Origin of the sequence: Mycobacterium sp. SMC-19 (assembly GCF_045310815.1) — a bacterium.
In the GTDB taxonomy this organism is placed as follows: Bacteria; Actinomycetota; Actinomycetes; order Mycobacteriales; family Mycobacteriaceae; genus Mycobacterium.
This window is the reverse complement of sequence record NZ_JBJIAM010000001.1, coordinates 187,384-213,153: the sequence shown is the minus strand read 5'-3', so window position 1 is coordinate 213,153 and position 25,770 is coordinate 187,384. Positions and strand designations below refer to the sequence as shown.

The following is a 25,770-nucleotide window of genomic DNA, read 5'->3' as shown; positions in this document are numbered from 1 at the left end:
ATTTCGCTGGTGCGAGATGAATAATCGACCTATTGCAGCAGCATCCAGGGAGGCCGTCATGACAACTCTGTCCCATCGCAACCTGAGTTCCATCGGTGCCGTGCCTCTGACCCTGGCCGCCATTGCCGCCCTCGGTGTCGCACCCGTGGTGGCGCCCACCCTGGCCGCGACCGCCAAGACGGTGGTCGCCCAGACGACCCTGCTGGACACCGAGTCGTGGATCATGGGCGGCAGCGGACTGCCGATCCCGCCGCCGCAGTACCTGGCCGCCCTGACCGATCGGTTCATCTCGCCTGCGACCCCGAAGTTCGACGGTCAGCCCACTTTCCATGTGGACGCCACCAACCCGTTGTTCACCCCGGAGGGTCTCTACCCGCTGACCGGTGTGAAGACGCTGCCGCTGGACACCTCGCTGGCCCAGGGCTCCACCATCTTGTACCAGAAGATCATGGAAGAGGTTGGCAAGGGCAATGACCTTGTCGTACTGGGGTATTCGCAGAGTGGTGTGATCAACGGGCTGGTCATGGACCAGCTGCTGGCGCTGCCCGAGGACGAGCGCCCGACCTCCGACGAGCTGTCCTTCGTGACGCTGGGCAGCCCGGCCAACCCCAACGGCGGCCTGCTGGCCCGGTTCGACGTCCCCGGGGTTCCGCTGAGCCTGCCCGCCCTCGGCGTCACGTTCAGCGGGGGTGCCCCGTCTGAGACGCCATGGGAGACAGTCAATTACATCCAGGAATACGACGGCTTCGCGGACTTCCCGAAGTACCCGCTGAACTTCCTGGCCGACATCAACGCCTTCCTGGGCATCATGTTCATCCACGGCACCTACCCGACACTGACCGACGCCCAGCTGGCGACGGCCATCGAGCTGGACACCTCCGGCGACTACACCGGCAACAACCAGTACTTCATGATCCCCACCGAGAATCTGCCGCTGCTGGAGCTGTTGCGCGGCAACGCATTCGGCAACGCGTTTGCCGACCTGTTGCAGCCGGCCCTGCGGGTGCTGATCAACCTCGGCTACGGCAACATCGAGCACGGCTGGGACCAGGGCCCGGCGGACATCTCCACGCCGTTCGGGGTGTTCCCCGACGTCAACCCGATGGACGTGCTGACCGCACTGGTCAACGGTGCCGAGCAGGGTTGGAACGACTTCATCGCCGACCTGCAGAACATCGGGTCCGGCGGAGCGTCTGACCTGTTCGACTTCAGTGGCGGCCCCGCGGACTTCTCGCTGCCGAGTCTGACGGAGATCGTCAACACCTTCAGCAGCGCCGCGGCGACCTTGTACGCGACGCTGTTGCCGACCGCCGACATCATCAATTCGCTGATCACCACGCTGCCGGCCTACTCCGCGAGCCTGTTCTTCAACGAACTGATGTCGGGAGATCTGCTGAACGCGATCGGCATGCCGCTGGCCGCCACCACCGGGTTGGTCACCATGGCCGGCGGGTTCGAGGTGGAGGTCCTGATGAACGCCTTCAGCTCGATCAGCGCCGACTTCTCCGACCTGTTCTCCTGATCGGGTAGGCACTCCTGGCCCGAGCCCGGGGTACTACGGCCCCTCGGAGCCGCTGTAGCCCGATAGTCTCATCGGCGTGACCGCATCCGACGGCAATACCGCCACCGAGTGGTCCCCGACCGGTTCGGTGACGGTGCGGGTACCGGGCAAGCTCAACCTCTACCTGGCCGTCGGTGACCGTCGAGATGACGGTTACCACGAGCTGACCACCGTGTTCCACGCGGTTTCGTTGGTCGACGAGGTGACTGTCCGCGACGCCGACGTGCTGTCGCTGCGGGTCAGCGGCGAGGGCGCCGATGTGCTGCCCACCGATGAGCGCAACCTGGCGTGGCAGGCCGCCGAGCTGATGGCCGAGTACGTGGGCCGGGCTCCGGACGTGGCGATCAGCATCGACAAGTCCATTCCGGTGGCCGGCGGCATGGCCGGCGGCAGCGCCGACGCCGCGGCGGTGCTGGTCGGCATGAACGTGCTGTGGGAGCTCGGCGTGCCGCGCCGCGACCTGCACTCGCTGGCCGCCAAGCTGGGCAGCGACGTGCCGTTCGCGCTGCACGGCGGCACCGCGTTGGGCACCGGACGCGGCGAGGAGCTGGCGACGGTGCTCACCCGTGAGACCTTCCACTGGGTGCTGGCGTTCGCCGACCGTGGGCTGTCGACGCCGGCGGTCTTCGGTGAACTGGACCGGTTGCGCGAAACCGGGCGCAAGCTGCCGGAGTCGGGTGAGCCCGAGCCGGTGCTGGCGGCGTTGGCCGCCGGTGATCCGGAGCGGCTGGCCGGATTGCTCGGCAATGACCTGCAGGCCGCGGCCGTCAGTCTCAACTCGGGCTTGCGCCGCACCTTGCGCGCCGGGGTAGAGGCGGGTGCCCTGGCCGGTGTGGTGTCCGGCTCCGGCCCGACGTGTGCGTTCTTGTGCTCCTCGGCGCAGTCGGCGGCCGACGTCGCCGTCGAACTGTCGGCGCTCGGCGCGGGGCGGGCGGTGCGGGTGGCCAGCGGCCCGGTCTATGGCGCTCGCGTGGTGCCGTCGTCGGTGAGCGGGGCCTGATCGAGCAGCCGATCCGCGGGATAGATTTGCCCGTGGATTAAGAGGAGTTTAAGATGGCCCGCGGTGACTATTCGCGGCCAGGACAACCCTGCCAGCCAGACGCTCTCCGTTCTGGTGGGCCGCGCATTACGGTATCGAGATCTAACCGCCACCGAATTGTGTGCGTGTGCCTCTCGCGATGTGGTCTAAAGCAGGTGGAACATGAAATCTGAGCCCGTATGGAATGTACTGGTGCCGGCTAGGAGGCCGTCGTGAGCAGGTTTACCGACAACATGTTCCGCAGTGCCCGGGAGTCGTCGAAGGGCATGGTGACGGGTGAGCCGCACACGCCCGTCCGGCACACCTGGGCCGAGGTCCATGAACGCGCCCGGCGTATCGCCGGCGGGCTGGCCGCGGCCGGCGTAGGCCCGGGCGACGCGGTCGGGGTGCTGGCCGGTGCCCCGGTGGAAATCGCCCCCACCGCCCAGGGCGTGTGGATGCGCGCGGCGAGCCTGACCATGCTGCACCAGCCGACCCCGCGCACCGACCTGGCGGTGTGGGCCGAGGACACCATGACCGTCGTCGACATGATCGACGCCAAGGCCGTCATCATCTCCGACCCGTTCATGCCGGCAGCCCCCGTGCTGGAAGAGAAGGGCCTGAAGGTCGTCACGGTCGCTGACCTGCTGGCCGCCGAGCCGATCGACCCGGAAGAAGCCGGTGAGGACGATCTGGCGTTGATGCAGCTGACGTCGGGATCGACCGGTTCGCCGAAGGCCGTGCAGATCACCCACCGCAACATCTACTCGAACGCCGAGGCGATGTTCATCAGCGCCGAGTACGACGTCGAAAAGGACGTCATGGTCAGCTGGCTGCCGTGCTTCCACGACATGGGCATGATCGGGTTCCTCACCGTACCGATGTACTTCGGCGCCGAGCTGGTCAAGATCACCCCGATGGACTTCCTGCGCGACACCCTGCTGTGGGCCAAGCTGATCGACAAGTACAAGGGCACCATGACCGCGGCCCCGAACTTCGCCTACGCGCTGTTCGCCAAGCGGCTGCGCAAGCAGGCCACGCCGGGGCAGTTCGACCTGTCCACGCTGCGGTTCGCGCTCTCGGGTGCCGAGCCGGTGGAGCCGGCCGACGTCGAGGACCTGATCGACGCCGGTAGGCCGTTCGGGCTGAACCCGACCGCCATCCTGCCGGCCTACGGCATGGCCGAGACGGTGCTGGCGGTGTCCTTCTCCAAGTGCAATGCGGGCCTGGTGGTCGACGAGATCGACGCCGACCTGCTGGCCGCGCTGCGCCAGGCGGTGCCGGCCACCAAGGGCAACACCCGCCGACTGGCCTCGCTGGGGCCGCTGTTGGAGGGCATCGAGATCCGGATCGTCGACGAGCACGGCAATTCGTTGCCGCCGCGCGGGGTCGGAGTGATCCAGCTGCGCGGTGAGCCGGTGACGCCGGGCTACCTGACCATGGCGGGCTTCCTGCCGGCACAGGACGAGCACGGTTGGTATGACACCGGCGACCTGGGCTACCAGATGGAAGACGGCCACGTCGTGGTCTGCGGCCGCGTCAAGGACGTCATCATCATGGCGGGCCGCAACATCTACCCGACCGACATCGAGCGGGCCGCGGGCCGCGTCGAGGGCGTCCGCCCGGGTTGTGCGGTCGCGGTGCGCCTGGACGCCGGGCACTCCCGGGAGACGTTCGCGGTGGCGGTGGAGTCCAATGCCTGGCAGGACCCGGTCGAGGTGCGGCGTATCGAGCACCAGGTCGCCCATGAGGTGGTCACCGAGGTCGACATGCGGCCCCGCAACGTCGTGGTGCTCGGGCCGGGCAGCATCCCCAAGACTCCGTCGGGCAAGCTGCGCCGGGCCAACTCCGTCGCGCTGGTCACCTAGCGCGCGCCCTTCGCCCTTCCCCCTTTCCCGCGAGGGAGCGTGTTTGTACACGACACGCCGGACTTTTGCGTACAAGCACGCACGCTCGCCGCGGAATGCGGGGTCAGCCCCAGGCGTGGACGACGTTCTGGGCCGGCTCCAGCCCCAGCTCGATCAGCAACTCGGTGGCGTCGGCGGCCTGCTCGCAGATTGTCGGTAACTCGTCGCGCTCGCGGGCACCGAACGCCTGCAGCACGTAGGCTGCTGGATCTTGGCGCCCCGGCGGTCGGCCGATCCCGAGGCGGACCCGCTGAAAGTCCTTGCTGCCCAAGACGGTCGCGATAGAGCGCAGGCCATTGTGGCCGCCCTCACCGCCGCCCTGCTTGAGCCGGATCCGGCCGAAGTCCAGATCGAGGTCGTCGTGAATCACCACGACGCCGCCGGTGGGGACCGAATAGAACTTGGCCAACGGCCCCACCTGGCGGCCCGATTCGTTCATGTAGCAGCGCGGCCGGGCCAGCACCACCGAGCGCCCGCTCAGGCGCCCGGTGGCCACGTCGGCACCCGATTTCTTGTGCAGCTTGAACGCCGACCCGATCCGCTCGGCGAGCAGGTCGACGACCATGAAGCCGACATTGTGTCGGGTACGTGCGTAGTTCGGGCCCGGGTTGCCCAGGCCGACCACCAGTATCGGTGGTGACTCGGCCACGCGGTGCTCGGCTTACTCGGACTCGGCGGCTGGGGCCTCGGCGGCTTCCTCGCCCGCCGCTTCGGTCTCGGCCGGCTCCTCGGCGCTCGGTGCCTCGATCACGTTGACCAGCAGCAGCTCGGGGTCGGAGATCAGGCTGACGCCCTTGGGCAGCTCGAGAGCGCCGGCGGTGAACTGGGTGCCGGCCTCGGCGCCTTCGATCGAGATGGTCAGCTGCTCGGGGATCGACAGGGCCTCGGCCTCGATCTCCACGGCGGTGGCGTCCTGGGTGACCAGGGTGCCGGAAGCGGCGTCGCCCTCGATGACGACGTTGACCTCGACGGTGACCTTCTCGCCGCGGCGCACGACCAGCAGGTCGGCGTGCTGGATGGTGCGACGGATCGGGTGGATCTCGAGAGCCTTGGTCAGCGCCAGCTGCTCCTTGCCCTCGATGTCGAGGGTGAGCACGGCGTTGGTGCCGGAGTGGCGCAGCACGGCCGCGAAGTCGTGGGCCGGGAGCTCCAGGTGCTGCGGCTCGGTGCCGTGGCCGTAGAGGACCGCGGGGACCCGGCCGGCGCGGCGGGCCCGGCGGGAGGCGCCCTTGCCGGTCTCGGTCCGCACCGAGACGGTCAGCTGGTTGGTGGTGGATGCGTTCTTAGCCATGGGGAACTCCTTGGTTGCTACGGCGTGCATGAGGCACGGCCAGATCGCGACAACCATCTAGGAGGTCCTCGTCGATAACGGCGGCCGAATGGTGGCCGCCCTCGCCGTGACGCCTGGTCAGGCTAGCGCATCGGCAGCTCAGAGCGGAAATTGAACCCCGGTGAGCTGCGCAGACAGCTCCCACAGTCCGGCGGCTGTGGCACCGCGCTTGGCCAGCAGACTGCGGCCCACCGACCCGCTGCGGCCGACAATGCCGAAGCGTGGACCGATGAAGGTGTTGCCGGACAGGTCCTGCGACGCCGCGTAGAGGGTTTGGCGCGCCCCGAAGTCGGGGCTGGTGGCGAACAGGCCGTTGCCGAAGGTGCGCATCACCAGGTCGCCGATCCGGTTGCCGGTCTGGCCCTGCAGGTTGGTGCTCGAATAGCCGGGATGGGCGGCCAGCGCGCGAAGCGGTGAACCCGCCGCCACGAGCCGGCGTTGCAGCTCGCTGGTGAACAGCAGATTGGCCAGCTTGGCCTGGCCGTAGGCCAGCCACGCCGAATACCGGCGCGACTCCCAGTTCAGGTCCTTGAGGCTGATGTAGCCCATCCGGTGCAGGGCCGACGACACCGTCACCACCCGGTCGGTGAGTTTGGGCAACAGCAGGTTGGTCAGCGCGAAATGACCCAGATGATTGGTGCCGATCTGAGCCTCGAAACCGTCGACGGTCTTGGCGTAGGGCACCGCCATGATCCCGGCGTTGTTGATCAGCACGTCGACTTGCGCGGTCTCCTCGGCGAACCGTCGCACCGAAGCAAGGTCCGCCAGATCCAGGGCGCGAACCGTTACGTCACCGGGCATGCCCGCCGCGGCGGCCTGGCCCTTGGCGGTGTTGCGGACCGCCAGGGTGACGGCGGCGCCGACCCTGGCCAGTTCGCGCGCGGTCGCGGCGCCCAAACCGCTGTTGGCTCCGGTGACGATGACGGATCGGCCGGCGAACGACGGCAGATCGGTGGCAGACCAGGAAGCCATGGCTGACACTCTAACGAGGCGCCGGGAGCTGCGCCGGAATGCCGATCCGACTTGAGGAGCGACGTGAAGCCATGGACCACCCTTGGATTGATCGCCGTGATGCTGGCCGCGGTCGGCGGCTGCGGCAACCGGCAGTCGGCCGAGCCCGCTAGCCCGGCGCCGGCCCAGTCCGCCGATCAGGTCCGTCTGATCGCCAAGGAGGCCTACGTCTACGGCTTCCCGATGGTGGACTCCTACCGCATCCGGCACGCCTACTTCGTCGACAGATCGGGTCCGCAGTACAAGGGTGATTGGAATCAGACGCACAGCGCCGCAAGGGTTTACACCCCCGATGACACCACCGTGCAGACGCCGAACTCCGACACGCCCTACACCATGCTGGGCGCCGACCTGCGGGCCGAGCCGTTGGTGCTCACCGTGCCTGTGATCGAGGCCGGCCGCTACTACTCGCTGCAATTCATCGACGCATACACCTACAACTTCGCCTACGTGGGCAGCCGGACCACCGGTAACAACGGCGGCAGGTACCTGCTGGCCGGACCCGGCTGGACGGGCGACAAGCCCGACGGCGTCGATGCGGTGATCCGCGCCGAGACCGACTTCGCGCAGGTCATCTACCGCACCCAGCTGTTCGACCCGGCCGACATCGACAACGTCAAGAAGATCCAGGCCGGTTACAGCGTGGAGCCGCTGTCGGCCTACCTCAAGCAATCCGCGCCAACCGCCCCGCCGGTGGATTTCATTGCGCCACTGACACCAGACGAGCAGAAGACGTCGCCGAAGTTCTTCGAGATCTTGAGCTTCCTGTTGAAGTACGCGCCGGTGTTGCCGGGCGAGCAGGACCTGCGGGCCCGGTTCGCCAGTATCGGCATCGGCCCCGACGGCACCTTCAACGCCGACGAACTCAGCGCCGAGAGTCGCGACGCCGTCCAGGCCGGGATGGCGCAGGCCTGGGCGGAACTCAACACATTCAAGACGGACAAGCTGGACACCGGCCAGGTGACCTCGGGGCAGTTGTTCGGCACCCGGGAGTTCCTCGCCGGCAACTACCTGTACCGGATGGCCGGTGCGGTGCTCGGGATCTACGGCAACTCGCAGGAGGAGGCCATCTATCCGGTGGTGGCCGTGGACTCCGACGGCGCGCCGCTGAGCGGTGCCAACGGATACACGCTGCGGTTCGCGCCGGATGCGCTGCCGCCGGTCAACTCGTTCTGGTCGCTGACCATGTACAAGATGCCGGAAAGCCTGCTGGTGGCCAACCCGATCGACCGGTACCTGATCAACTCGCCGATGTTGCCGGATCTGACCCGCGATCCCGACGGCGGAATCACCATCGCTGTGCAGAACCAATCCCCGGGCGCGGGCAAGGAAGCCAACTGGCTGCCCGCACCCGAGGGACCGTTCCAGATGATCCTGCGGCTGTACTGGCCCAAGGAAGAAGCGCTGGGCGGCACCTGGGCACCGCCGAAAGCGGTGAAAAACTAGCCCGGCTTAGTTGCAGTTGTTGGCGTGCACCCAACGGCCGTTGTAGCCCACGCAGGTGTTGATCGGCGGAGGCGGCGGGGGCGGCGGCGGAGGTACGTCTTCGGGCAGCGGCGCGTAGTAGGCCGGCGGTGGCACCGGGTCGGCGCATCCGCTGACATACACCCGGCGGCCCACCCCGACGCAGCCCTGTGCGGTGGCGGTGCCGGCCGGCGTGAACACGACCACGGTCCCCGGCAGGCTGGTCAAGGCCAGTGCTGCGATGACCCAGATGCGGCGCGACATCACTGATCCAGCAGCGGGCGCTCGGGCTGGGGCAATCCGCAGCGGGCGCGGAAGTCAGCCAGCGGCTGGCGCAGCCCCAGCAGGTCGGAGTGCGCTTGCGGGTTGTCGGCGAAGAAGCTGCGAACCGCCTCCGGTACCTGGTCGTCGGGCCGGTCGTGCAGACCGGTGTAGAACTCGTTGACGTCCGGATGGGCGTAGAGATAACCCGACGTCGAGGCGGCGACGCCGGTGGCCACGTTGGCCATGTCGGCGGCGGTGCAACCGGGCTGCGGGTCTGCCAGCGCCGTGGCCGGTGCCAGCAGGCCGGTCGCGACGGTGGCCGCGCTGAGGCCGGCAAGGCTCAGTGAGGACAGGCGAACGAGGGACATCGCGGAACTCCCTTCAGGCGGGTGCGTCACTTTAACAAGACCTGAGTCCGGTGGGGGTCACTTCGCCGCGACGGTGAAGCCCTTCATGATCGCCTCGACGTCGGTGGCATCCTTGGGCGCCTCTTCGGCCGGGGCGGTGACCGCCAGCTGCACCAGGTAACGCTGTTCGGCCGGCGCCGAACCGGTGGCGATCACCATCCGGAACCAGCTATGCAGGCGCTGACCGTCCATGTCGTAGGTTCCCTGGACCATCGAGGACGGAAAACCTTGGTAGTCCTCGTTGGAGGCGTCCAGCAGTCGGAAGTTCGGTGAGAGCTGGGCGTCGACCACTCCGTGCTTGATGGCCTCTTTCGAGTCGAATTTCCCGTTGAGCTTGACCACACTCAGAATCGCCCGGGGAAACTTCTCGCCCTTGCCGAGCACCAGAGTGGTGGCCGGCAGCATCGGGTTTTCCTTCTTTGTCCAGCCCGCCGGTGTCGGGATCGACACGGTCAGGTCGGTCGGCGCGTTGGGGGCCACCGCCTCGGCGGCCACTCCCTGATCCTCGAGGTAGCGTCCCACGCTGACCGGGGCCTCCGGCTCCGAGGAAGTGGTGGGCGTGCTGCCGTTGCCCCAAATCGAGTGATAGTCAGGGGTTTTGGTGCCGCACGCGGATGTCGTGCTGACTATCGCCGTGCACGCCAGGGCCACGGCCGCCAAGCGCAGCGAGGTCACAGGATCTCGCGGACCGCGTCAATCGGACGGGCCAACCGGGTGCCGTTGCCGGTGACGACGAACGGCCGCTGGATCAGGATCGGGTTCGCGGCCATCGCGTCGAGCAGTTCGTCGTCGGACGCACCGGCCAGGTTCAGCTCGGCGTAGACCGACTCGCCGGTGCGCACCGCGTCGCGCACACCGATGCCGGCGGCGCTGATCATCTCCGCCAGCTCCGCACGCGACGGCGGGGTCTTCAGGTACTCCACGACCGTCGGCTCGATACCGTTCTCGCGCAGCAGATCCAGCGTCTTGCGCGAAGTCGAGCAGCGCGGGTTGTGATAGACCACCGCGTCAGTCATGTCAGGCGTCTCCGTCGAAAAGCCCGGTGACTGAACCGTTTTCGAATACCGCCCGGATGGTGCTGGCCAGCAGCGGAGCGATCGACAGAACGGTCAGCGCCGGGAACTGTTTGTCCTCGGTGATCGGCAGGGTGTTGGTGACGATCACCTCGCTGGCGCCGCAGGCCGCCAACCGCTCGGATGCCGGGCTGGACAGCACGCCGTGGGTGGCGGCGATCACCACGTCGACCGCCCCCGCTTCGCGCAGCAGGCCGACCGCCCCGGCGATGGTGCCGCCGGTGTCGATCATGTCGTCGGTGATCACACAGGTCTTGCCGGCGACCTCGCCGACCACCCGGTTGGCCTTGACCTGGTTGGGCACCCGCGGATCACGGGTCTTGTGGATGAAGGCCAGCGGTACGCCGCCCAGCGAGTCCGCCCACTTCTCGGCGACCCGCACCCGGCCGGAGTCGGGGGAGACCACCACGACGTCCTTGCCGTTGTTGAGGTAGTTGTCCCGGATGTAGCCGCACAGCAGCGGCTGGGCGCGCATGTGGTCGACCGGGCCGTCGAAGAAGCCCTGGATCTGGTCGGTGTGCAGGTCCACCGTGACGATCCGGTCGGCGCCGGCCGTCTTGAGCAGGTCTGCGACCAGGCGGGCCGAAATCGGTTCGCGGCCGCGGTGCTTCTTGTCCTGGCGGGCATAGGGGTAGAACGGCAGGATCGCGGTGATCCGCTTGGCGCTGCCCCGCTTGAGCGCGTCGATCATGATCAGCTGTTCCATCAGGTGCTGATTCAGCGGCGCGGGGTGCGACTGCAGAACGAAGGCGTCGCAGCCGCGCACGGACTCGTCGAAACGCACGAAGATCTCGCCGTTGGCAAAGTCCCGGGCGGTCTGCGCGGTTACCGGTACGTCCAGTTCTTTGGCGACCTGATCAGCCAGCTCCGGGTGCGCACGACCAGCGAAGAGCATCAGGTTCTTGCGATTGTCTGTCCAGTCGTGGCTCACGTGCTGCCCCCGCCGTAGGAGATTGTGGATTTCGGTCGAGTTAACTCGGGCCTTATGGTACGTAGCCCGGTGCGCGATTTCGCCTCGGGCTGCCTCAACGCGATCAAGCTCACGATGACAGATCGGGTGGAGTCTGGCCGGGTTGTTCGGCACTGTTCGCTCTGTCGGCCGCCGCGGCGGCCTGGCTGCCGGGCCGCTTGCGCTGCACCCAGTTCTCAATATTGCGCTGCGGGCCGGCTGAGACCGCCAGTGCGCCCGGCGGCACATCATGGCGCACCACCGTCCCGGCACCGGTGTAGGCGCCGTCGCCGATGGTGACCGGCGCGACGAACATGGTGTCCGAGCCGGTGCGCACGTGCGAGCCGACGGTGGTCCGTCGTTTGGTCTGGCCGTCGTAATTGACGAAGACGCTGGACGCGCCGATGTTGCTGTGGTCGCCGATGTCGGCATCGCCGACGTAGGTCAGGTGCGGAACCTTGGTCCCGGTGCCGATGCGCGAGTTCTTGGTCTCGACGAACGCGCCCAGCTTGCCGTCGGCGCCCAGCGCGGAGCCGGGACGCAGGTAGGTGAACGGGCCGACCGTCGCACCGTCGCCGATCGATGACGAGGTGGCGTGGCTGCGGATCACCGACGCACCGTCGCCCACCGTGACATCGGTCAGGGTGGTGTCGGGCCCGATCGTGCAGTGCGCCCCGACGGCGGTGCGGCCCAGCAGCTGGGTTCCGGGGGCAACCGTCGTGTCGCGCCCGATGGTCACGTCCACGTCGATCCAGGTGGTGGTGGGGTCGACGATGGTGACGCCGGCCCGCTGATGGGTGGCCACCAGGCGGCGGTTGAGCTCGCCCGCCAGCGCGGACAGGTGCACCCGGTCGTTGACGCCCGCCACCAACGCCGCGTCGTCGACATGGCGGGCGTGCACCACTTGGCCGTCGCCGCGGACGATGCCGATCACGTCGGTGAGGTACAGCTCGTGCTGGGCGTTGTCCGAGCCCAGCCGGCCCAGCGCGGAACGCAACGCGGCGATGTCGAAGGCGTACACCCCGGCATTGACCTCGCGGATCTCGCGCTGCGATTCGGTGGCGTCGGCCTGCTCGACGATCGCGGTGACCTCGCCGTCCTGGGTGTGCAGGATGCGGCCGTAGCCGGTGGGGTCGGCCAGCGTGGTGGTCAGCACGGTGACGGCGGCCGGGGCGACGCGGTGGGTGTCGATCAGCGCCTGCAGTGTGGCGCTGTCCAGCAGCGGAATGTCGCCGGAGGTGACGACGACGGTGCCGGTGAAGTCGTCGGGCAGGGCTGCCAGGCCGCACAGCACCGCGTGTCCGGTGCCGAGCTGCTGGTCCTGCAGGGCGATGTCGATGGGAACGTCCAGGGCTTGCGCCAGCTCGGCGACCGGCCCGGTGATGCGTTCGTGCGCGTGGCCCAACACCACCACCAGGTGACGGGGGCCGACGCCGGCGGCCGCTTGCAGGCAGTGCGCCAGCATGCTGCGCCCGCCCAGCTCATGCAGCACTTTGGGGGTGTCGGAGACCATCCGGGTGCCGGCTCCAGCAGCCAGGACGATGACGGCGTCCTGGCCTGCCTCCTGGGGCGACTGTGCGTGTTTGTGCGTCGACACGCCGCCTAGCCTGTCATTCTGCGCACGTTCGCGGCAAAGGGGTGGGGCAATTCCGTGAGCTCCGTCGCCAGGACTCGAACCTGAACTATCTGAACCAAAATCAGAGGTGCTGCCGATTACACCACGACGGATCGGTGTTCCGCAGTGACTTTAGTCCGACGACGGCGAGGGCCGCCCGCGGCCCGAGTAAGAAGTCGGACAATCCGGTCCAGTCCAACGGACTACCCTGGTCGCGTGGCTGGTCTGGACAAGGACGGCCGGGCGCCGCGAGCCCGGATGACAGGTAGCGAGCGTCGTCACCAACTGATCGACGTCGCCCGCTCGCTGTTCGCCGAACGCGGGTATGAGGGCACCTCCATCGAGGAGATAGCGCAGCGCGCCAACGTGTCCAAGCCCGTGGTCTACGAACACTTCGGTGGCAAAGAGGGGCTCTACGCCGTGGTGGTCGACCGTGAGATGTCGGCGTTGCTGGACGGCATCACCACGTCGTTGACCAAGGCGACCAACAACCAGTCCCGGCTGCGAGTGGAGCGCGTGGCGCTGGCCTTGCTGACCTACGTCGACGAGCACACCGACGGATTCCGCATCCTGATCCGCGACTCTCCGGCGTCGATCAGTTCCGGCACCTACTCGACCCTGCTCAACGACGCGATCGGCCAAGTGTCGTCGATCTTGGCCGGCGACTTCGCCAAGCGCGGCCTGGACCCCGAGACCGCGCCGCTGTACGCCCAGGCGCTGGTCGGTTCGGTGTCGATGACGGCCCAATGGTGGCTCGACGTACGCGAACCCAAGAAGGAAGTGGTGGCCGCGCACCTGGTCAACCTTTGCTGGAACGGACTGACTCACCTGGAGTCCGATCCGACCCTGCACGACGAATAGGGCATGCACCGCAACGCAAATCGGCGACCCGCACCGCACCGCCTAGAATTGCCCGCATCATGACCGCACCGGGGTACCAGACTGTCCAAAACCCGATTGCGGGGCTCGTAGACCTGGCGTTGACCGCGCCGGCCTTCACCGAACTGATCGAGCGTGCGGGCGACCCGCCCGCCGAACTCGCGCTGGTCGGTCCGGTCGGTGCGCGGCCGTTCACGGCTGCCGCCCTGGCCCGCAACAACCCGCTGCTGGTGGTCACTGCCACCGGCCACGAGGCCGACGACCTGACCGCAGAACTGCGTGGTGTCTACGGCGACACGGTGGCACTGTTCCCGTCTTGGGAGACGCTGCCGCACGAGCGGCTCTCGCCCGGGGTGGATACCGTCGGCGCCCGCCTGCTGTTGCTGCGCCGGCTGTCTGCGCCCGACGACGCCCGGCTGGGGCCGCCGCTGCGCGTGGTGGTCACCGCGGCCCGGTCGCTGCTGCAGCCGATGACCAGCCAACTGGACGCGATCGAGCCGGTCATGCTGGCCGTCGGTGACGAGGTCCCGTTCGAGGAGGTGATCGCTCGGCTGGTCGAGCTGGCCTACTCGCGAGTGGACCTGGTGGGCAAGCGCGGCGAGTTCGCGGTCCGCGGCGGCATCCTCGACCTGTTCCCGCCGACCGCCGAACATCCGGTGCGCATCGAGTTCTGGGGTGACGAGGTCACCGAGATCCGGCCGTTCTCGGTCGCCGATCAACGTTCCATCCCCGAGGTCGAGGTCGGCACCGTTGTCGCGGTGCCATGTCGGGAGTTGCTGCTCACCGACGACGTGCGGGATCGTGCGGCCGAGCTGGCGCGCGATCAGCCACAGACCGACAACGCCGTCTCGGGCACGGTCGGCGACATGCTGGCCAAGCTGGCCGAGGGCATCCCGGTCGACGGGATGGAGGCGCTGAGTCCGGTGCTGCGGCCTGGTCCGCAGGCGCTGCTGACCGATCAGCTGCGCCCGGGCACCCCGGTGCTGGTCTGCGATCCGGAGAAGGTCCGGGCCCGCGCCGCCGATCTGATCAAGACCGGACGTGAATTCCTGGAGGCGTCCTGGTCGGTCGCCGCGATCGGCGGCGAGGCACCGATCGACATCGAACAGCTCGGTGGGTCGGGATTCCGGGAGTTCGCGCAGGTGCGCCAGGCGGCGCTCGACACCGCCCATCCGTGGTGGACGCTGAGCCAGTTGCCCGACCCGGAGGCGACCGAACTCGACGTCCGTCCGTCGCCGTCGGCCCGCGGCCGGCAGCGCGACATCGACGAGATCTTCGCCATGCTGCGGGCGCACATCGCGACCGGGGGTCGTGCGGCGGTCGTCGCGCCGGGTGTCGGAACCGCACGCCGGATCGTGGAGCAGCTGGCCGAATCCGAGACTGCGGCAACGCTGTTGGATGCCGGTGCCGCGCCGCAGCCCGGGGTGGTCGGGGTGCTGAAGGGCCCGCTGCATGAGGGTCTGGTGATCCCGGGCGCCGACCTGGTGGTGGTGACCGAGGCCGACCTGACCGGCAACCGGGTCAGCGGCCCGGAAGGCAAGCGGCTGGCGGCCAAGCGCCGCAACGCGGTCGATCCGCTGGCGCTGACCGCCGGCGACCTGGTGGTGCACGACCAGCACGGCATCGGCAAATTCGTGGAGATGACCGAGCGCACCGTCGGTGGGGCGCGCCGGGAATACCTGGTGCTGGAGTACGCCTCGGGCAAGCGCGGCGCGAACGGCACCGACAAGCTCTACGTGCCGATGGACTCCCTCGATCAGCTGTCGCGCTACGTCGGCGGCCAGGCCCCGGCGCTGAGCAGGCTCGGTGGCAGCGACTGGAGCCAGACCAAGACCAAGGCCCGCAAGGCGGTCAGAGAGATCGCCGACGAACTGGTCGCGCTCTACGCCAAACGTCAGGCCGCGCCCGGCCACGCGTTCGCCCCGGACAGCCCGTGGCAGGCCGAGATGGAGGACGCGTTCGGCTTCACCGAGACCATGGACCAGCTCACGGCGATCAGCGAGGTCAAGGCCGACATGGAAAAGCCGGTCCCGATGGACCGGGTGATCTGCGGTGACGTCGGCTACGGCAAGACCGAGATCGCGGTGCGCGCGGCGTTCAAAGCCGTCCAGGACGGCAAGCAGGTCGCGGTGCTGGTGCCCACCACGCTGCTGGCCGATCAGCACCTGCAGACGTTCAGCACCCGGATGGCCGGCTTCCCGGTCACCGTCAAGGGACTGTCGCGGTTCACCGACGCCCAAGAGTCCAAGGCGACCGTCAACGGCCTGGCCGACGGTTCGGTGGACGTGGTGATCGGCACCCACCGGCTGCTGCAGACCGGGGTGCGCTGGAAGGACCTCGGCCTGGTGATCGTCGACGAGGAGCAGCGGTTCGGCGTCGAGCACAAGGAACACATCAAGGCCCTGCGCACGCACGTCGACGTGCTCACCATGAGTGCCACGCCGATCCCGCGGACCCTGGAGATGAGCCTGGCCGGCATCCGGGAGATGTCGACGATCCTGACGCCGCCCGAAGATCGCTATCCGGTGCTGACCTACGTCGGCGGCCACGATGACAAGCAGGTCGCGGCCGCGCTGCGCCGGGAGCTGCTGCGGGACGGCCAGGTGTTCTACGTGCACAACCGGGTCAGCTCCATCGACGCGGCCGCCGCCCGGGTGCGCGGCCTGGTGCCCGAGGCCCGGGTGGTCATCGCGCACGGCCAGATGCCCGAAGAAATGCTGGAAACCACGGTGCAGGGCTTCTGGAATCGGGAATACGACATCCTTGTGTGCACCACCATCATCGAGACCGGCCTGGACATCTCCAACGCCAACACGTTGATCGTCGAGCGGGCCGACACCTTCGGGCTCTCGCAGCTGCACCAGCTGCGCGGCCGGGTGGGCCGTAGCCGAGAGCGCGGCTACGCCTACTTCCTCTACCCGAAGGAGAGCCCGCTGACCGAGACCGCCCACGACCGGCTGGCCACCATCGCCCAGAACAACGAATTGGGCGCCGGCATGGCGGTGGCGATGAAGGACCTGGAGATCCGCGGCGCCGGCAACGTGCTGGGGGTGGAGCAGTCCGGGCACGTCGCCGGGGTGGGTTTCGATCTGTACGTGCGGCTGGTCGGCGAGGCGGTCGAGGCGTACCGGGCGGCCTTCAACGGCGAGACGGTCACCACCGAAGAGGTCAAGGACGTCCGGATCGACCTGCCGGTCGACGCCCACCTGCCGCCGGAGTACATCAACTCGGACCGGTTGCGGCTGGAGGCCTACCGGCGGTTGGCCGCCGCTCCCGGCGACGACGAGATCGCCGCGGTCATCGAGGAACTGACCGACCGCTACGGGCCGCTGCCCGAGCCCGCCGGCCGGCTGGTGGCGGTGGCCCGGCTGCGGCTGCTGTGCCGGGCAGCCGGGATCACCGAGGTTTCGGCGGCATCGGCGACGACGCTGCGGCTGGCCCCGATGACCCTGCCGGACTCCGCCCAGTTGCGACTCAAGCGGATGCATCCTTCGGCCAGTTACCGCGCGACCACCGCCACCATCCAGGTCCCGATCCCGCGCGCCGGCGGTGCCGGCGCGCCCGTCGGGGCGCCGCGCATCCGCGACGTCGAACTCGTGCAGATGGTGGCCGATCTGATTTCGGCACTGGACGGCAAGCCGCAGGGTCTCATCGACGTCACCGGCACGACGCCCGCAGTACGGTAGCCACGATGACCGTTGTCCTGGTCGACCCCCGCCGGCCCTCGCTTGTCCCGGTCGAAGCCCTCACGCTGCTCGCCGGTGAGATCGTCTACACCGAGGAATTGCCGATCGTGGTGCCGTGGTCTTTGCCGGCCGCACGATCGGTGCTCTCGGGCGTCGAAGCCCCGGTGCTGCTGTCTTCGGACCGCAACCATCCCGACGTGGTCGCTCGGCTGGCGGCCGGCGAAACGCTGATCGCGGCGCCGGATGCGCCGCCGGGGGAGCGGCTGATCGACGCGGTCGCGATCATGGACCGGTTGCGCACCACCGGGCCCTGGGAGAGCGAGCAGACCCACGACTCGCTGCGCCGGTTTCTGCTCGAGGAGACCTACGAACTGTTCGACGCGGTCCGCAGCGGCGACGCCGACGAGTTGTGTGCGGAGCTCGGCGATGTGCTCCTGCAGGTGCTGTTCCACGCCCGCATCGCCGAGGACGCACTGGAGCGCCCGTTCTCCATCGACGACGTCGCGGATTCGCTGCTGCGCAAGCTGGTCAATCGGGCGCCGGCGGTGCTCGCCGGCGAGGAGATCTCGCTGGCCGACCAGGTGGCGCAGTGGGAGGAACGCAAGTCGCTGGAGAAGAAGTCCAGAGACTCGATCATGGACGACTTGCCGACCGCCCAGCCGGCGCTAGCGCTGGCCCAAAAGGTGCTGCAACGGCTCGCCCGCGCCGGCGTGCCCGCTGATCTGATCCCCAAGACGATCACCACCGTCACCATTGCCGCCGGCATCGATGCTGAAAACGACTTGCGGACAGCGGTTTTGGAACTCATGGACAGCGTCCGGGCCGTCGAGAAGGTGATCATTGGCGAGCCCACCGAAGAACAGTGGCGCGCCCACTGGCCGCAGCTGTAGCGCTGGCGCCCCGGCACTCTTGCGCCGAAACCGACGTTTTGCAGGTACCTACTCGCACTTTCGCTGCAAAACGTCGGTCTCGATGAGCTGACGCCGGTCAGTTCGGGTTTTCGCCCCAGCTGCCCGGCAGCATCGGCATCCGCGGCTCGGTGTCGAGGCCGTCACCGGTCAGCACAGCGATTCCGGAGGCCTGACGGCTGGTCCCGGTCGCGGTACCGGCGAAGCCCAGCGGGCCGGCGCCGGAGTCCGAGGCGCTCGCCGCGCCCGGGGGCCCATCCCACTCCGGCGTCACATCGATGTTCATATCCATGTATTCGTCGCCGAACCCGCGCTGCTTGGCGCGCTGCCGCTGCCGGCGCTTGGCGGCCAGCGCCTGCGCCGTGGCCTCACCGGGGGCGCCCTGGCTCTCCGACGCCTCTTCGTCGGCACTGCGGGAACGCCGCGAACCGCTGGAGCTGCGCGCCGAGGAGGAGACACTGCTCACCAAATACAGGCAGGAGGTCGGCCCGAACCCGACGCCCGGTCCGCCGCCCGCGCCGCCGCCGGCCGGCATGCCGGCGCCCGCGGTGGCGGGGGCGGTGGGGCCCGCCGAGGAGATCGGGTCCGCGCAGGCGCACGCCTCGGCGCCCGCGGGCACCGGGGCGCCCGCGGCGACCGGCGCGCCGACGCTGCCGCCCACCGGCATCGGCGGGGTCGGCTCGACGGCCTGGTCCAGCCCGACCGCACCGATCGCGCCCAGCGCACCGAGCCCGGCCGCTGCGGCCAGCGCCGGCGCCGCTGCCATCACGATCGGGATCGCCATCTGCACCGCGATCTGGCCCATCGGCCACAACAGCATCAGCGTGTGAAAGGTGAACCAGCCCAGGGCCCCGGCCAGGATCGGGGACATCCCCGGGATCTGCACCAGCATCTGGGTGACTGCGCTGGCAAACGGAAACGCCTCGATCGGATATCCGTCGACGCCCAACTGCGCCCACAACCACTTGGCGATCGGGTCGGCAAAGCCCATGTTGAACTGCGTGATCAGGTCCTTGAGTTGCTGTTCCCAACTGGGGGCGGCAGCGGCCTCGGCAGCCCCGGGGGCCACGATCGGCGGTGCGGGCGTCGCTAGCGGAACCGAGGCCAGCGCCGCGCCCGCGATGCCCTGGTAGACGGTCATCATCTCGGCGGCCTGGACCCACATCCGGGCGTAGTCGGCTTCGTTCAGCGCGATCGGGACGGTGTTGATGCCGAAGAAGTTCGTCGCCAGCAGTGTCGCGTGCACGGCATGGTTGGCGGCCAGTTCGGCCAGGGTGGGCATGCCGGCCAGTGCGGTGGTGTAGGCCGCGGCCGCGGTCTGGTGCAGACCGGCGGCGGCGGTGCTCTTGGCGGCGCTGTCAGCCAGCCAGCTCAGATACGGGGCGTGTGCGGCCGCGTACTGCTGGGCGCTGGGGCCCTGCCAGGTGCCGGCCACTCCGGCCAGTACCGCGTCGAGTTCGGCCGCCACTTCGGCGTATTCGGCGCTCATCACCGAGTACGCCGTCGCCGACTCCAGCAGCGGACCGGGTCCGGGCCCGGCGCTCAGCAGCGCCGAGTGCACCTCCGGCGGCGACGCCAGCCAGACCGGTGCGGTCATCGAACACACCTCCTTTTCCCATTCCCGACGCTCCCGCGATCTTGAGCGATCAATCAGTAGTCGCGTGGTGGGCTGATTTGGTTCCCTGCGGACGAACCTTTGTTTCCAGGCGCCGAATGAGCGACTATGGCGGCATGCGGTGCGAGGTAGTGCGCGAGACCCTGTCGTCGCTGCTCGACGGCGAGCAGCAGGAGTTGCCGGCGCAGCAGGTCGATGCGCACCTGGCATCGTGCCGCGGTTGCCGGCGCTGGCTGGTCGGCGCTGCCGCCCAGGCCCGCCGGCTGACGGACATCAACGGCGGCACCGAGAGTGATGCCGGCCCTGACCTGGCCGCCCAGATCCTGGCGGCCGCCGGGGTGACATCGGTCACCGCCGAGGACGCCGACGACAGCCTCTGGTCGCGGTGGGGATTTCGACGGCCGGCGCTGATTGCCGTCGGCGTGCTGCAGGTGGCGATGGCGGCGGTACAGATCGCCGGCGTCGACTTCGGCATGGTGTCGGCGCACGGCCACGGCCACCCTGCGGCCACCGGCGCGCATTTGCTGCATGAATCCACGGCGTGGTTGTTGGCACTCGGCGGGGCAATGATCGCCGCCGGTGTCTGGCCGTCGGTGGCGGCCGGTGTCGCCGCGATCGCCGGGGTATACGCGGTGGCACTGGGCGGTTACGTGGCTATCGATGCCTACCACGGTCAGGTGACGGCGGCTCGGATCGCCAGCCACCTGCCGGTGCTGCTGGGATTGGTGTTCGCTTTGCTGGTGGCGCGTCAGCGCATGGGCGGCGCAGGCCCGCGCCCGGCCCGGTGGGACGCCGACGGCGCCGCGGACGGGGCCGCTCGCGAGGCTGCCGTCAGTCGCGGCCGCCGGCGCCATCTGCGGTCGGTCAACCGCTCCGAGGGCTCTACGACCATGCGTCGTAATAGCGCCGCAACCGCGGGTCTAAGGTGGGTGTTCATGGCGGGAGCTGACCGGGTCGACGACGATGCAGTCACCGCTCTCGCCGTTGCCGCCGCCGCCGGTGATGCCCGCGCGCTGGAGGCATTCATCAAGGCCACTCAGCACGATGTCTGGCGATTCGTGGCCTACCTCTTCGACGGTGTCAGCGCTGATGACCTGACCCAAGAGACCTTCCTGCGCGCCATCGGCGCGATCCCGCGCTTCGCCGGCCGTTCCAGCGCACGGACCTGGCTGCTGGCCATCGCGCGGCGAGTGGTGGCCGATCACATTCGCTACCTCAAGTCGCGTCCGCGCACCGCCCCGGGCGCCGACCCCGAGCTGCTGCTCGACCGCGACCGGCCTTCCCGTGGTTTCGAGGACGTCGTCGAGGTGACTGCGTTGATCGCCGGCCTGTCCACCGATCAGCGCGAGGCGCTGCTGCTGACCCAACTGTTCGGGCTGTCCTACTCCGACGCCGCCGCGGTCTGCGGCTGCCCGGTGGGCACCATCCGATCCCGGGTCGCGCGCGCACGTGATGCGCTGCTGGCCGATCCGGAACGCGGTGAGCTGACCGGTTAGCCGGCCGTTCAGCGAGGCTCGACGCAGGAGAGCCGAAGCTGGAACCGCCGCATAGACTCGTCTGAGTTCGCGCTGGCAGAGCCGGTTTTTGCGGCGCGCGCGGGCGGTGCGGGCGGTCGGCGGCGTCTCGCCCGTCGACTAGTCATGGAACGATGGACGCAAAACCATAGCTTCGAGGTTGGGGAGAGCGGTGTCGGCGCTACGTTGGCTGCGGACGGCCGCCGTCGTCGGCGCGACGGCTGTGCTGCTGGCGTCCAGTTGCAGCTGGCAGCTCGGTAATCCCATCCCGCAGGGCGTGCCGCCGCCACCCGGAGATCCGGTCCCGCCGGTGAGTACGGACGTCGCCTCCGGCCGGCCGGCCGACCAGCTCTATCACTGGGCCGCTGAGCGGGCCCCGATGCTGGGCATCCCGATCACCGCGCTGGAGGCCTACGCCTACGCCGCGCGGGTCGCGGAGGTGGAGAACCCCAACTGCCATCTGGGTTGGACCACCCTGGCGGGCATCGGCCAGATCGAGAGTCATCACGGTCACTACAACAACGCCACGGTGGCGCGCAACGGCGACGTGCGGCCCAAGATCCGCGGGGTCCGGCTCGACGGCTCCGGAGGAAATCTCCACATCGTCGAGGACGTGCAGCCGGATCTGGCCGATGACGACGGAGTGGTCCGCGCCATGGGCCCCATGCAGTTCATTCCGGAGACCTGGCGGCTCTACGGCGTCGACGCCAACAACGACGGCGTCGTCAGCCCCGACAACATCGACGACGCCGCCCTGTCGGCGGCCGGCTATCTGTGCTGGCGCGGCAAAGATCTGGCCACCCCCAAGGGCTGGATGACGGCGTTGATGGCCTACAACGAGTCGGAGATCTACGCCCGCGCCGTCCGGGATTGGGCCGCCGCGTACGCGGCCGGTCGCCCGCTGTGAGGTGTCTGGTACGGGATAGGCTCCCAGCAGGCCCCCGATAGGACAAGAAGGCCAGCCCCATCACGTTCAAGGAGAAGTCAGTGCCCATCATCCAGCAGGTCGGCGCCCGCGAGATCCTCGATTCCCGCGGCAACCCCACGGTCGAGGTCGAGATCGCGCTGGAAGACGGCACGTTCGCCCGGGCCGCGGTGCCCTCCGGCGCGTCAACCGGCGAGCACGAGGCCGTGGAACTTCGCGACGGTGGCGCTCGCTACGGCGGCAAGGGTGTGCAGAAGGCGGTCACCGCGGTACTGGACCAGATCGCGCCGGCGGTCATCGGGATCAGCGCTGACGACCAGCGACTGGTGGACCAGGCTCTGGTGGACCTCGACGGCACCCCGGACAAGTCCCGGCTGGGCGCCAACGCCATGCTCGGGGTGTCGCTGGCGGTGGCCAAGGCCGCGGCCGACTCCGCGGCGCTGCCGCTGTACCGCTACCTGGGCGGTCCCAACGCCCACATCCTGCCGGTGCCGATGATGAACATCCTCAACGGCGGCGCCCACGCCGACACCGGTGTCGACGTCCAGGAATTCATGGTCGCCCCGATCGGCGCCCCCAACTTCGCCGAGGCGCTGCGCTGGGGGACCGAGGTCTACCACTCGCTGAAGGCAGTGCTCAAGAAGCAGGGTCTGTCCACCGGCCTCGGTGACGAGGGCGGCTTCGCCCCCGACGTCGCCGGCACCACCGCCGCGCTGGACCTGATCAGCACCGCGATCGAGGCCACTGGGCTGAAGCTGGGCACCGACGTGGCGCTGGCCCTCGATGTCGCGGCCACCGAGTTCTACACCGAGGGCAGCGGCTACGCGTTCGAGAAGCAGAACCGCACCGCGGCCCAGCTCGCCGAGTTCTACGCCAAGCTGCTCGACAGCTACCCGCTGGTGTCCATCGAAGACCCGCTGTCCGAGGACGACTGGGACGGCTGGGTGGCGCTGACCTCGGCGATCGGCGACCGGGTGCAGCTCGTCGGCGACGACCTCTTCGTCACCAACCCCGAACGGCTCGAGGAGGGCATCGAGCGGGGCGCGGCGAATGCGCTGCTGGTCAAGGTCAACCAGATCGGCACGCTGACCGAAACCCTGGACGCGGTCACCCTGGCCCACCACAGCGGCTACCGCACCATGATGAGCCACCGCAGCGGCGAGACCGAGGACACCACCATCGCCGACCTGGCGGTGGCCGTCAGCAGCGGTCAGATCAAGACCGGTGCCCCGGCCCGTAGTGAGCGGGTGGCCAAGTACAACCAGCTGCTGCGGATCGAGGAGGAACTCGGCGACGCCGCCCGTTACGCCGGCGAGCTGGCCTTCCCCCGCTACGCGCCGGAGAGCAAGTAGCCGCCAGGGGCCGATGCCATGACCGATCCGAAACGGCCTGACGCCAAGCGGCGTGCCGCGACGTCGCGGCCGGGACGGGGCGGGGAGAACGGGCGTGCGCACCCGCGCCGGTCGGCGGCGGTGCGCCGCGGGACGGGCGCCTCGCGCAACCCACTGCCATCACCGGCCGGAGCGGTCAAACGGGCCATTGCGGCGGCGACCGAGCAGAGCTCGGAGCTGCGGGTCGGTTTCACCGCCCGGCGGGCGGTCATCCTGGCAGCCGTGATGTGCGTGCTCACGCTGACCGTCGCCGGACCGGTCCGTACGTTCTTCGCCCAGCATGCGGAGATGAAACAGCAGTCCCAATTGGAGACCACCCTGCACCGCCAGATCACCGACCTGCAGCAACAGAAGGCCAACTTGGACGACCCCGCGCACATCCGGGCGCAGGCCCGCCAGCGGCTCGGCTTCGTCATGCCCGGCGAGATTCCGTATCAGGTCCAGCTGCCTGGGATGGCTGAGGTGCCGGGCGAGCCGGGCGCCGAACCGCTGGCCGCCCCCAGCGGCGATCCCTGGTACACCGCGTTGTGGCACACCATCGCCGACGCGCCGCATCCCCCGCCGGCGCCGCCAAGTCCCCCGGGGCTTCCCGGTCCGCCCGTACCGGTGGTGTCCGTTGGTTGATCCCGCCGACCTGGACGCGGTGGGCCGGCAACTGGGCCGAGAGCCTCGCGGCGTCCTGGAGATCTCCTATCGGTGTCCCAATGGCGAACCCGCCGTGGTCAAGACGGCCCCCAAGCTGCCGGACGGAACACCGTTTCCCACGCTGTACTACCTGACGCACCCGGCGCTGACCGCCGCGGCCAGCCGGTTGGAATCGTCGGGCCTGATGGCCGATATGACCGAGCGGCTGCAGCACGATCCCGAACTCGCCGCCGGCTACCGGGTGGCTCACGAGTCCTATCTCGCCGAACGGGACGCGATCGAATCGCTGGGAACCACGTTCACCGGCGGGGGCATGCCCGACCGGGTGAAATGCCTGCACGTGCTGATGGCGCATTCCCTGGCCAAGGGGCGCGGCGTCAACCCGTTCGGTGACGAGGCGCTGGCCATCCTGGCCGCCGAGCCGGCGATGGCCGGGATCCTGGCACCGGAGCAGTGGCTGTGACCCGACTGGCCGGAATCGACTGCGGCACCAACTCGATTCGCCTGCTGATCGCCGAGCCGGTCGAGGGCCGGCTGCGCGATATCCACCGCGAGATGCGCATCGTCCGCTTGGGTGAGGGCGTCGATGCCACCGGGCGGTTTGCCCCCGAGGCGATCGAGCGCACCCGCGCGGCACTGGCCGACTACGCCGAGTTGCTGGTGGCACACGGTGTTTCACGAGTGCGGATGGTGGCGACCTCGGCCACCCGCGACGCGGCCAACCGTGACGTGTTCTTCGACATGACGGCGCAGGTGCTGGGACGCGCCGTTGCGGGGGCGGTCGCCGAGGTGATCACCGGCCACGAGGAAGCGGAGCTGTCCTTCCGTGGCGCGGTGGGTGAATTGGACAGTGCTGACGGGCCGTTCGTGGTCGTCGACCTCGGTGGTGGTTCGACCGAGGTGGTGCTCGGCGATCCGGACAACGGGGTGTCGGCGAGCTACTCGGCCAACGTCGGCTGCGTCCGATTGACCGAACGGTGCCTGCACTCCGACCCGCCGACCGCCGGGGAAGTCTCGGCCGCTCGCGAGGTGGCCCGCGAGCTCCTCGGGGCGGCGGTGCAGGCGGTGCCGGTGCGGCACGCCCGAACGTGGGTGGGGGTGGCGGGCACCATGACCACGCTGTCGGCCCTGGCGCACGGCCTTACCGAATACGATTCGGCCGCAATACATCTGTCACGGGTCGGCTTCGATGATCTGACCGCGGTCTGCGATCGGCTGATCGCCATGACCCGCGCCGAACGGGCCGCCCTGGGGCCCATGCACCCCGGCCGTGTCGACGTCATCGGCGGCGGGGCGATCGTGGTGCAGGAGCTGGCCCGCATCATGTCTGAGCGTGCCGGTATCGCCGAATTGGTGGTCAGTGAACACGACATCCTGGACGGCATTGTGCTCTCGATCGCCTAGCGATCCACCGGCGAGCCGTAAAGACGTAAAGGTCGCCTCGTCGAGCGTAAAGAAAGCGTCAACGCTCTCCGACGTTCCGGGTAGCCGGGTCTAACTTTCAGGTCAGACCCGGTCCCGAGAACGGAGTGCACGTGGCTGTCGTGGCGTATCTACTGTTGACGGCGGTGATCTTCGCCCTGCTCGGCGGGGCGTTGAAGTTGGTTG

The 25,770-nt window shown here is 68.9% G+C and carries 23 protein-coding genes, 1 tRNA gene and 1 pseudogene; 14 read left to right on the top strand and 11 right to left on the bottom strand.

Going from position 1 to position 25,770, the window contains the following annotated elements:
• The first annotated feature begins 58 nt into the window (after positions 1-58).
• The 3 genes from ACJH5R_RS01055 (at position 59) to ACJH5R_RS01045 (ending at position 4,447) form a co-directional block, all read left to right on the top strand.
• A complete protein-coding gene (locus tag ACJH5R_RS01055; RefSeq protein WP_406756011.1) occupies positions 59-1,522 on the top strand; it encodes a PE-PPE domain-containing protein in 1,464 nt (487 codons plus the stop codon).
• 76 nt (positions 1,523-1,598) lie between these two features.
• On the top strand, positions 1,599-2,561 hold the full coding sequence (locus ACJH5R_RS01050) for a 4-(cytidine 5'-diphospho)-2-C-methyl-D-erythritol kinase (RefSeq protein WP_406756010.1): 963 nt from the start codon (positions 1,599-1,601) through the stop codon (positions 2,559-2,561).
• 251 nt (positions 2,562-2,812) lie between these two features.
• Positions 2,813-4,447, top strand: a complete 1,635-nt coding sequence (locus tag ACJH5R_RS01045; RefSeq protein ID WP_406756009.1) for a fatty acyl-AMP ligase — start codon at positions 2,813-2,815, stop codon at positions 4,445-4,447.
• Positions 4,448-4,550: 103 nt separating this feature from the next.
• Here ACJH5R_RS01045 and pth read toward each other — a convergent pair whose 3' ends face one another.
• From pth to ACJH5R_RS01030, 3 genes are all read right to left on the bottom strand, one after another.
• On the bottom strand, positions 4,551-5,135 hold the full coding sequence (gene pth, locus ACJH5R_RS01040) for an aminoacyl-tRNA hydrolase (RefSeq protein WP_406758645.1): 585 nt from the start codon (positions 5,133-5,135) through the stop codon (positions 4,551-4,553).
• A 12-nt stretch (positions 5,136-5,147) separates the two neighbouring features.
• Positions 5,148-5,777 (bottom strand): 50S ribosomal protein L25/general stress protein Ctc, encoded by a 630-nt coding sequence (locus ACJH5R_RS01035; protein WP_406758646.1) that lies wholly within the window; start codon positions 5,775-5,777, stop codon positions 5,148-5,150.
• A gap of 138 nt (positions 5,778-5,915) precedes the next feature.
• Entirely contained in the window at positions 5,916-6,788 is an 873-nt protein-coding gene (locus ACJH5R_RS01030) for an oxidoreductase (RefSeq protein WP_406781092.1), read from the bottom strand.
• 99 nt (positions 6,789-6,887) lie between these two features.
• Here ACJH5R_RS01030 and ACJH5R_RS01025 point away from each other — a divergent pair, with 99 nt between their 5' ends.
• Positions 6,888-8,273 carry a DUF1254 domain-containing protein gene (locus tag ACJH5R_RS01025; protein WP_406781350.1) on the top strand — a complete coding sequence of 462 codons (1,386 nt, stop codon included), beginning with the start codon at positions 6,888-6,890 and terminating at the stop codon, positions 8,271-8,273.
• A gap of 6 nt (positions 8,274-8,279) precedes the next feature.
• On the opposite strand, the gene ACJH5R_RS01020 is transcribed toward ACJH5R_RS01025, so the two are convergent.
• The 7 genes from ACJH5R_RS01020 to ACJH5R_RS00990 all read right to left on the bottom strand — a co-directional run bounded on the left by ACJH5R_RS01020 (position 8,280) and on the right by ACJH5R_RS00990 (position 12,712).
• A complete protein-coding gene (locus ACJH5R_RS01020; RefSeq protein ID WP_406758648.1) occupies positions 8,280-8,555 on the bottom strand; it encodes a hypothetical protein in 276 nt (91 codons plus the stop codon).
• The gene (locus tag ACJH5R_RS01015) at positions 8,555-8,923 is read right to left on the bottom strand and encodes a heme-binding protein (protein ID WP_406781091.1); all 369 of its coding nucleotides are present in this window, start codon (positions 8,921-8,923) and stop codon (positions 8,555-8,557) included. Before ACJH5R_RS01015 ends, ACJH5R_RS01020 begins: the two co-directional genes overlap by 1 nt.
• Before the next feature lie 57 nt (positions 8,924-8,980).
• Complete coding sequence (locus ACJH5R_RS01010) at positions 8,981-9,637, bottom strand: LpqN/LpqT family lipoprotein (RefSeq protein WP_406758650.1); 657 nt, start codon at positions 9,635-9,637, stop codon at positions 8,981-8,983.
• Entirely contained in the window at positions 9,634-9,978 is a 345-nt protein-coding gene (arsC, locus tag ACJH5R_RS01005; protein ID WP_406781090.1) for an arsenate reductase (glutaredoxin), read from the bottom strand. The genes ACJH5R_RS01010 and arsC overlap by 4 nt, the downstream gene beginning before the upstream one ends.
• A gap of 1 nt (position 9,979) precedes the next feature.
• Positions 9,980-10,966, bottom strand: a complete 987-nt coding sequence (locus ACJH5R_RS01000; RefSeq protein ID WP_308485882.1) for a ribose-phosphate diphosphokinase — start codon at positions 10,964-10,966, stop codon at positions 9,980-9,982.
• A 109-nt stretch (positions 10,967-11,075) separates the two neighbouring features.
• The gene (gene glmU, locus ACJH5R_RS00995) at positions 11,076-12,581 is read right to left on the bottom strand and encodes a bifunctional UDP-N-acetylglucosamine diphosphorylase/glucosamine-1-phosphate N-acetyltransferase GlmU (RefSeq protein WP_406781089.1); all 1,506 of its coding nucleotides are present in this window, start codon (positions 12,579-12,581) and stop codon (positions 11,076-11,078) included.
• Positions 12,582-12,640: 59 nt separating this feature from the next.
• A tRNA-Gln gene (locus tag ACJH5R_RS00990) sits at positions 12,641-12,712 on the bottom strand.
• A 145-nt stretch (positions 12,713-12,857) separates the two neighbouring features.
• On the opposite strand from ACJH5R_RS00990, the gene ACJH5R_RS00985 reads away from it, so the two are divergent.
• The 3 genes from ACJH5R_RS00985 to ACJH5R_RS00975 are packed head-to-tail and all read left to right on the top strand — an operon-like array spanning position 12,858 to position 18,054.
• On the top strand, positions 12,858-13,460 hold the full coding sequence (locus ACJH5R_RS00985) for a TetR/AcrR family transcriptional regulator (RefSeq protein WP_024442510.1): 603 nt from the start codon (positions 12,858-12,860) through the stop codon (positions 13,458-13,460).
• A 59-nt stretch (positions 13,461-13,519) separates the two neighbouring features.
• Positions 13,520-17,164, top strand: a complete 3,645-nt coding sequence (mfd, locus tag ACJH5R_RS00980; RefSeq protein WP_406781088.1) for a transcription-repair coupling factor — start codon at positions 13,520-13,522, stop codon at positions 17,162-17,164.
• 5 nt (positions 17,165-17,169) lie between these two features.
• Complete coding sequence (locus ACJH5R_RS00975) at positions 17,170-18,054, top strand: nucleoside triphosphate pyrophosphohydrolase (RefSeq protein ID WP_406781087.1); 885 nt, start codon at positions 17,170-17,172, stop codon at positions 18,052-18,054.
• Positions 18,055-18,151: 97 nt separating this feature from the next.
• Here ACJH5R_RS00975 and ACJH5R_RS00970 read toward each other — a convergent pair whose 3' ends face one another.
• Complete coding sequence (locus ACJH5R_RS00970; protein ID WP_406781086.1) at positions 18,152-19,669, bottom strand: PPE family protein; 1,518 nt, start codon at positions 19,667-19,669, stop codon at positions 18,152-18,154.
• Positions 19,670-19,785: 116 nt separating this feature from the next.
• Here ACJH5R_RS00970 and ACJH5R_RS00965 point away from each other — a divergent pair.
• From ACJH5R_RS00965 to ACJH5R_RS00935, 7 genes and pseudogenes are all read left to right on the top strand, one after another.
• Positions 19,786-20,514, top strand: a pseudogene (locus ACJH5R_RS00965) (DUF2275 domain-containing protein); the annotation flags it as partial.
• A 108-nt stretch (positions 20,515-20,622) separates the two neighbouring features.
• Complete coding sequence (gene sigC / locus ACJH5R_RS00960; RefSeq protein ID WP_406758848.1) at positions 20,623-21,183, top strand: RNA polymerase sigma factor SigC; 561 nt, start codon at positions 20,623-20,625, stop codon at positions 21,181-21,183.
• A 190-nt stretch (positions 21,184-21,373) separates the two neighbouring features.
• On the top strand, positions 21,374-22,108 hold the full coding sequence (locus ACJH5R_RS00955) for a lytic transglycosylase domain-containing protein (protein ID WP_406758656.1): 735 nt from the start codon (positions 21,374-21,376) through the stop codon (positions 22,106-22,108).
• An 80-nt stretch (positions 22,109-22,188) separates the two neighbouring features.
• Complete coding sequence (gene eno, locus ACJH5R_RS00950) at positions 22,189-23,478, top strand: phosphopyruvate hydratase (RefSeq protein ID WP_406758657.1); 1,290 nt, start codon at positions 22,189-22,191, stop codon at positions 23,476-23,478.
• 18 nt (positions 23,479-23,496) lie between these two features.
• A complete protein-coding gene (locus ACJH5R_RS00945) occupies positions 23,497-24,141 on the top strand; it encodes a septum formation initiator family protein (RefSeq protein ID WP_406758658.1) in 645 nt (214 codons plus the stop codon).
• On the top strand, positions 24,134-24,625 hold the full coding sequence (locus ACJH5R_RS00940) for a DUF501 domain-containing protein (protein WP_406758659.1): 492 nt from the start codon (positions 24,134-24,136) through the stop codon (positions 24,623-24,625). Before ACJH5R_RS00945 ends, ACJH5R_RS00940 begins: the two co-directional genes overlap by 8 nt.
• Complete coding sequence (locus tag ACJH5R_RS00935; protein WP_406758660.1) at positions 24,616-25,566, top strand: exopolyphosphatase; 951 nt, start codon at positions 24,616-24,618, stop codon at positions 25,564-25,566. The genes ACJH5R_RS00940 and ACJH5R_RS00935 overlap by 10 nt, the downstream gene beginning before the upstream one ends.
• The last annotated feature ends 204 nt before the right edge of the window (positions 25,567-25,770 follow it).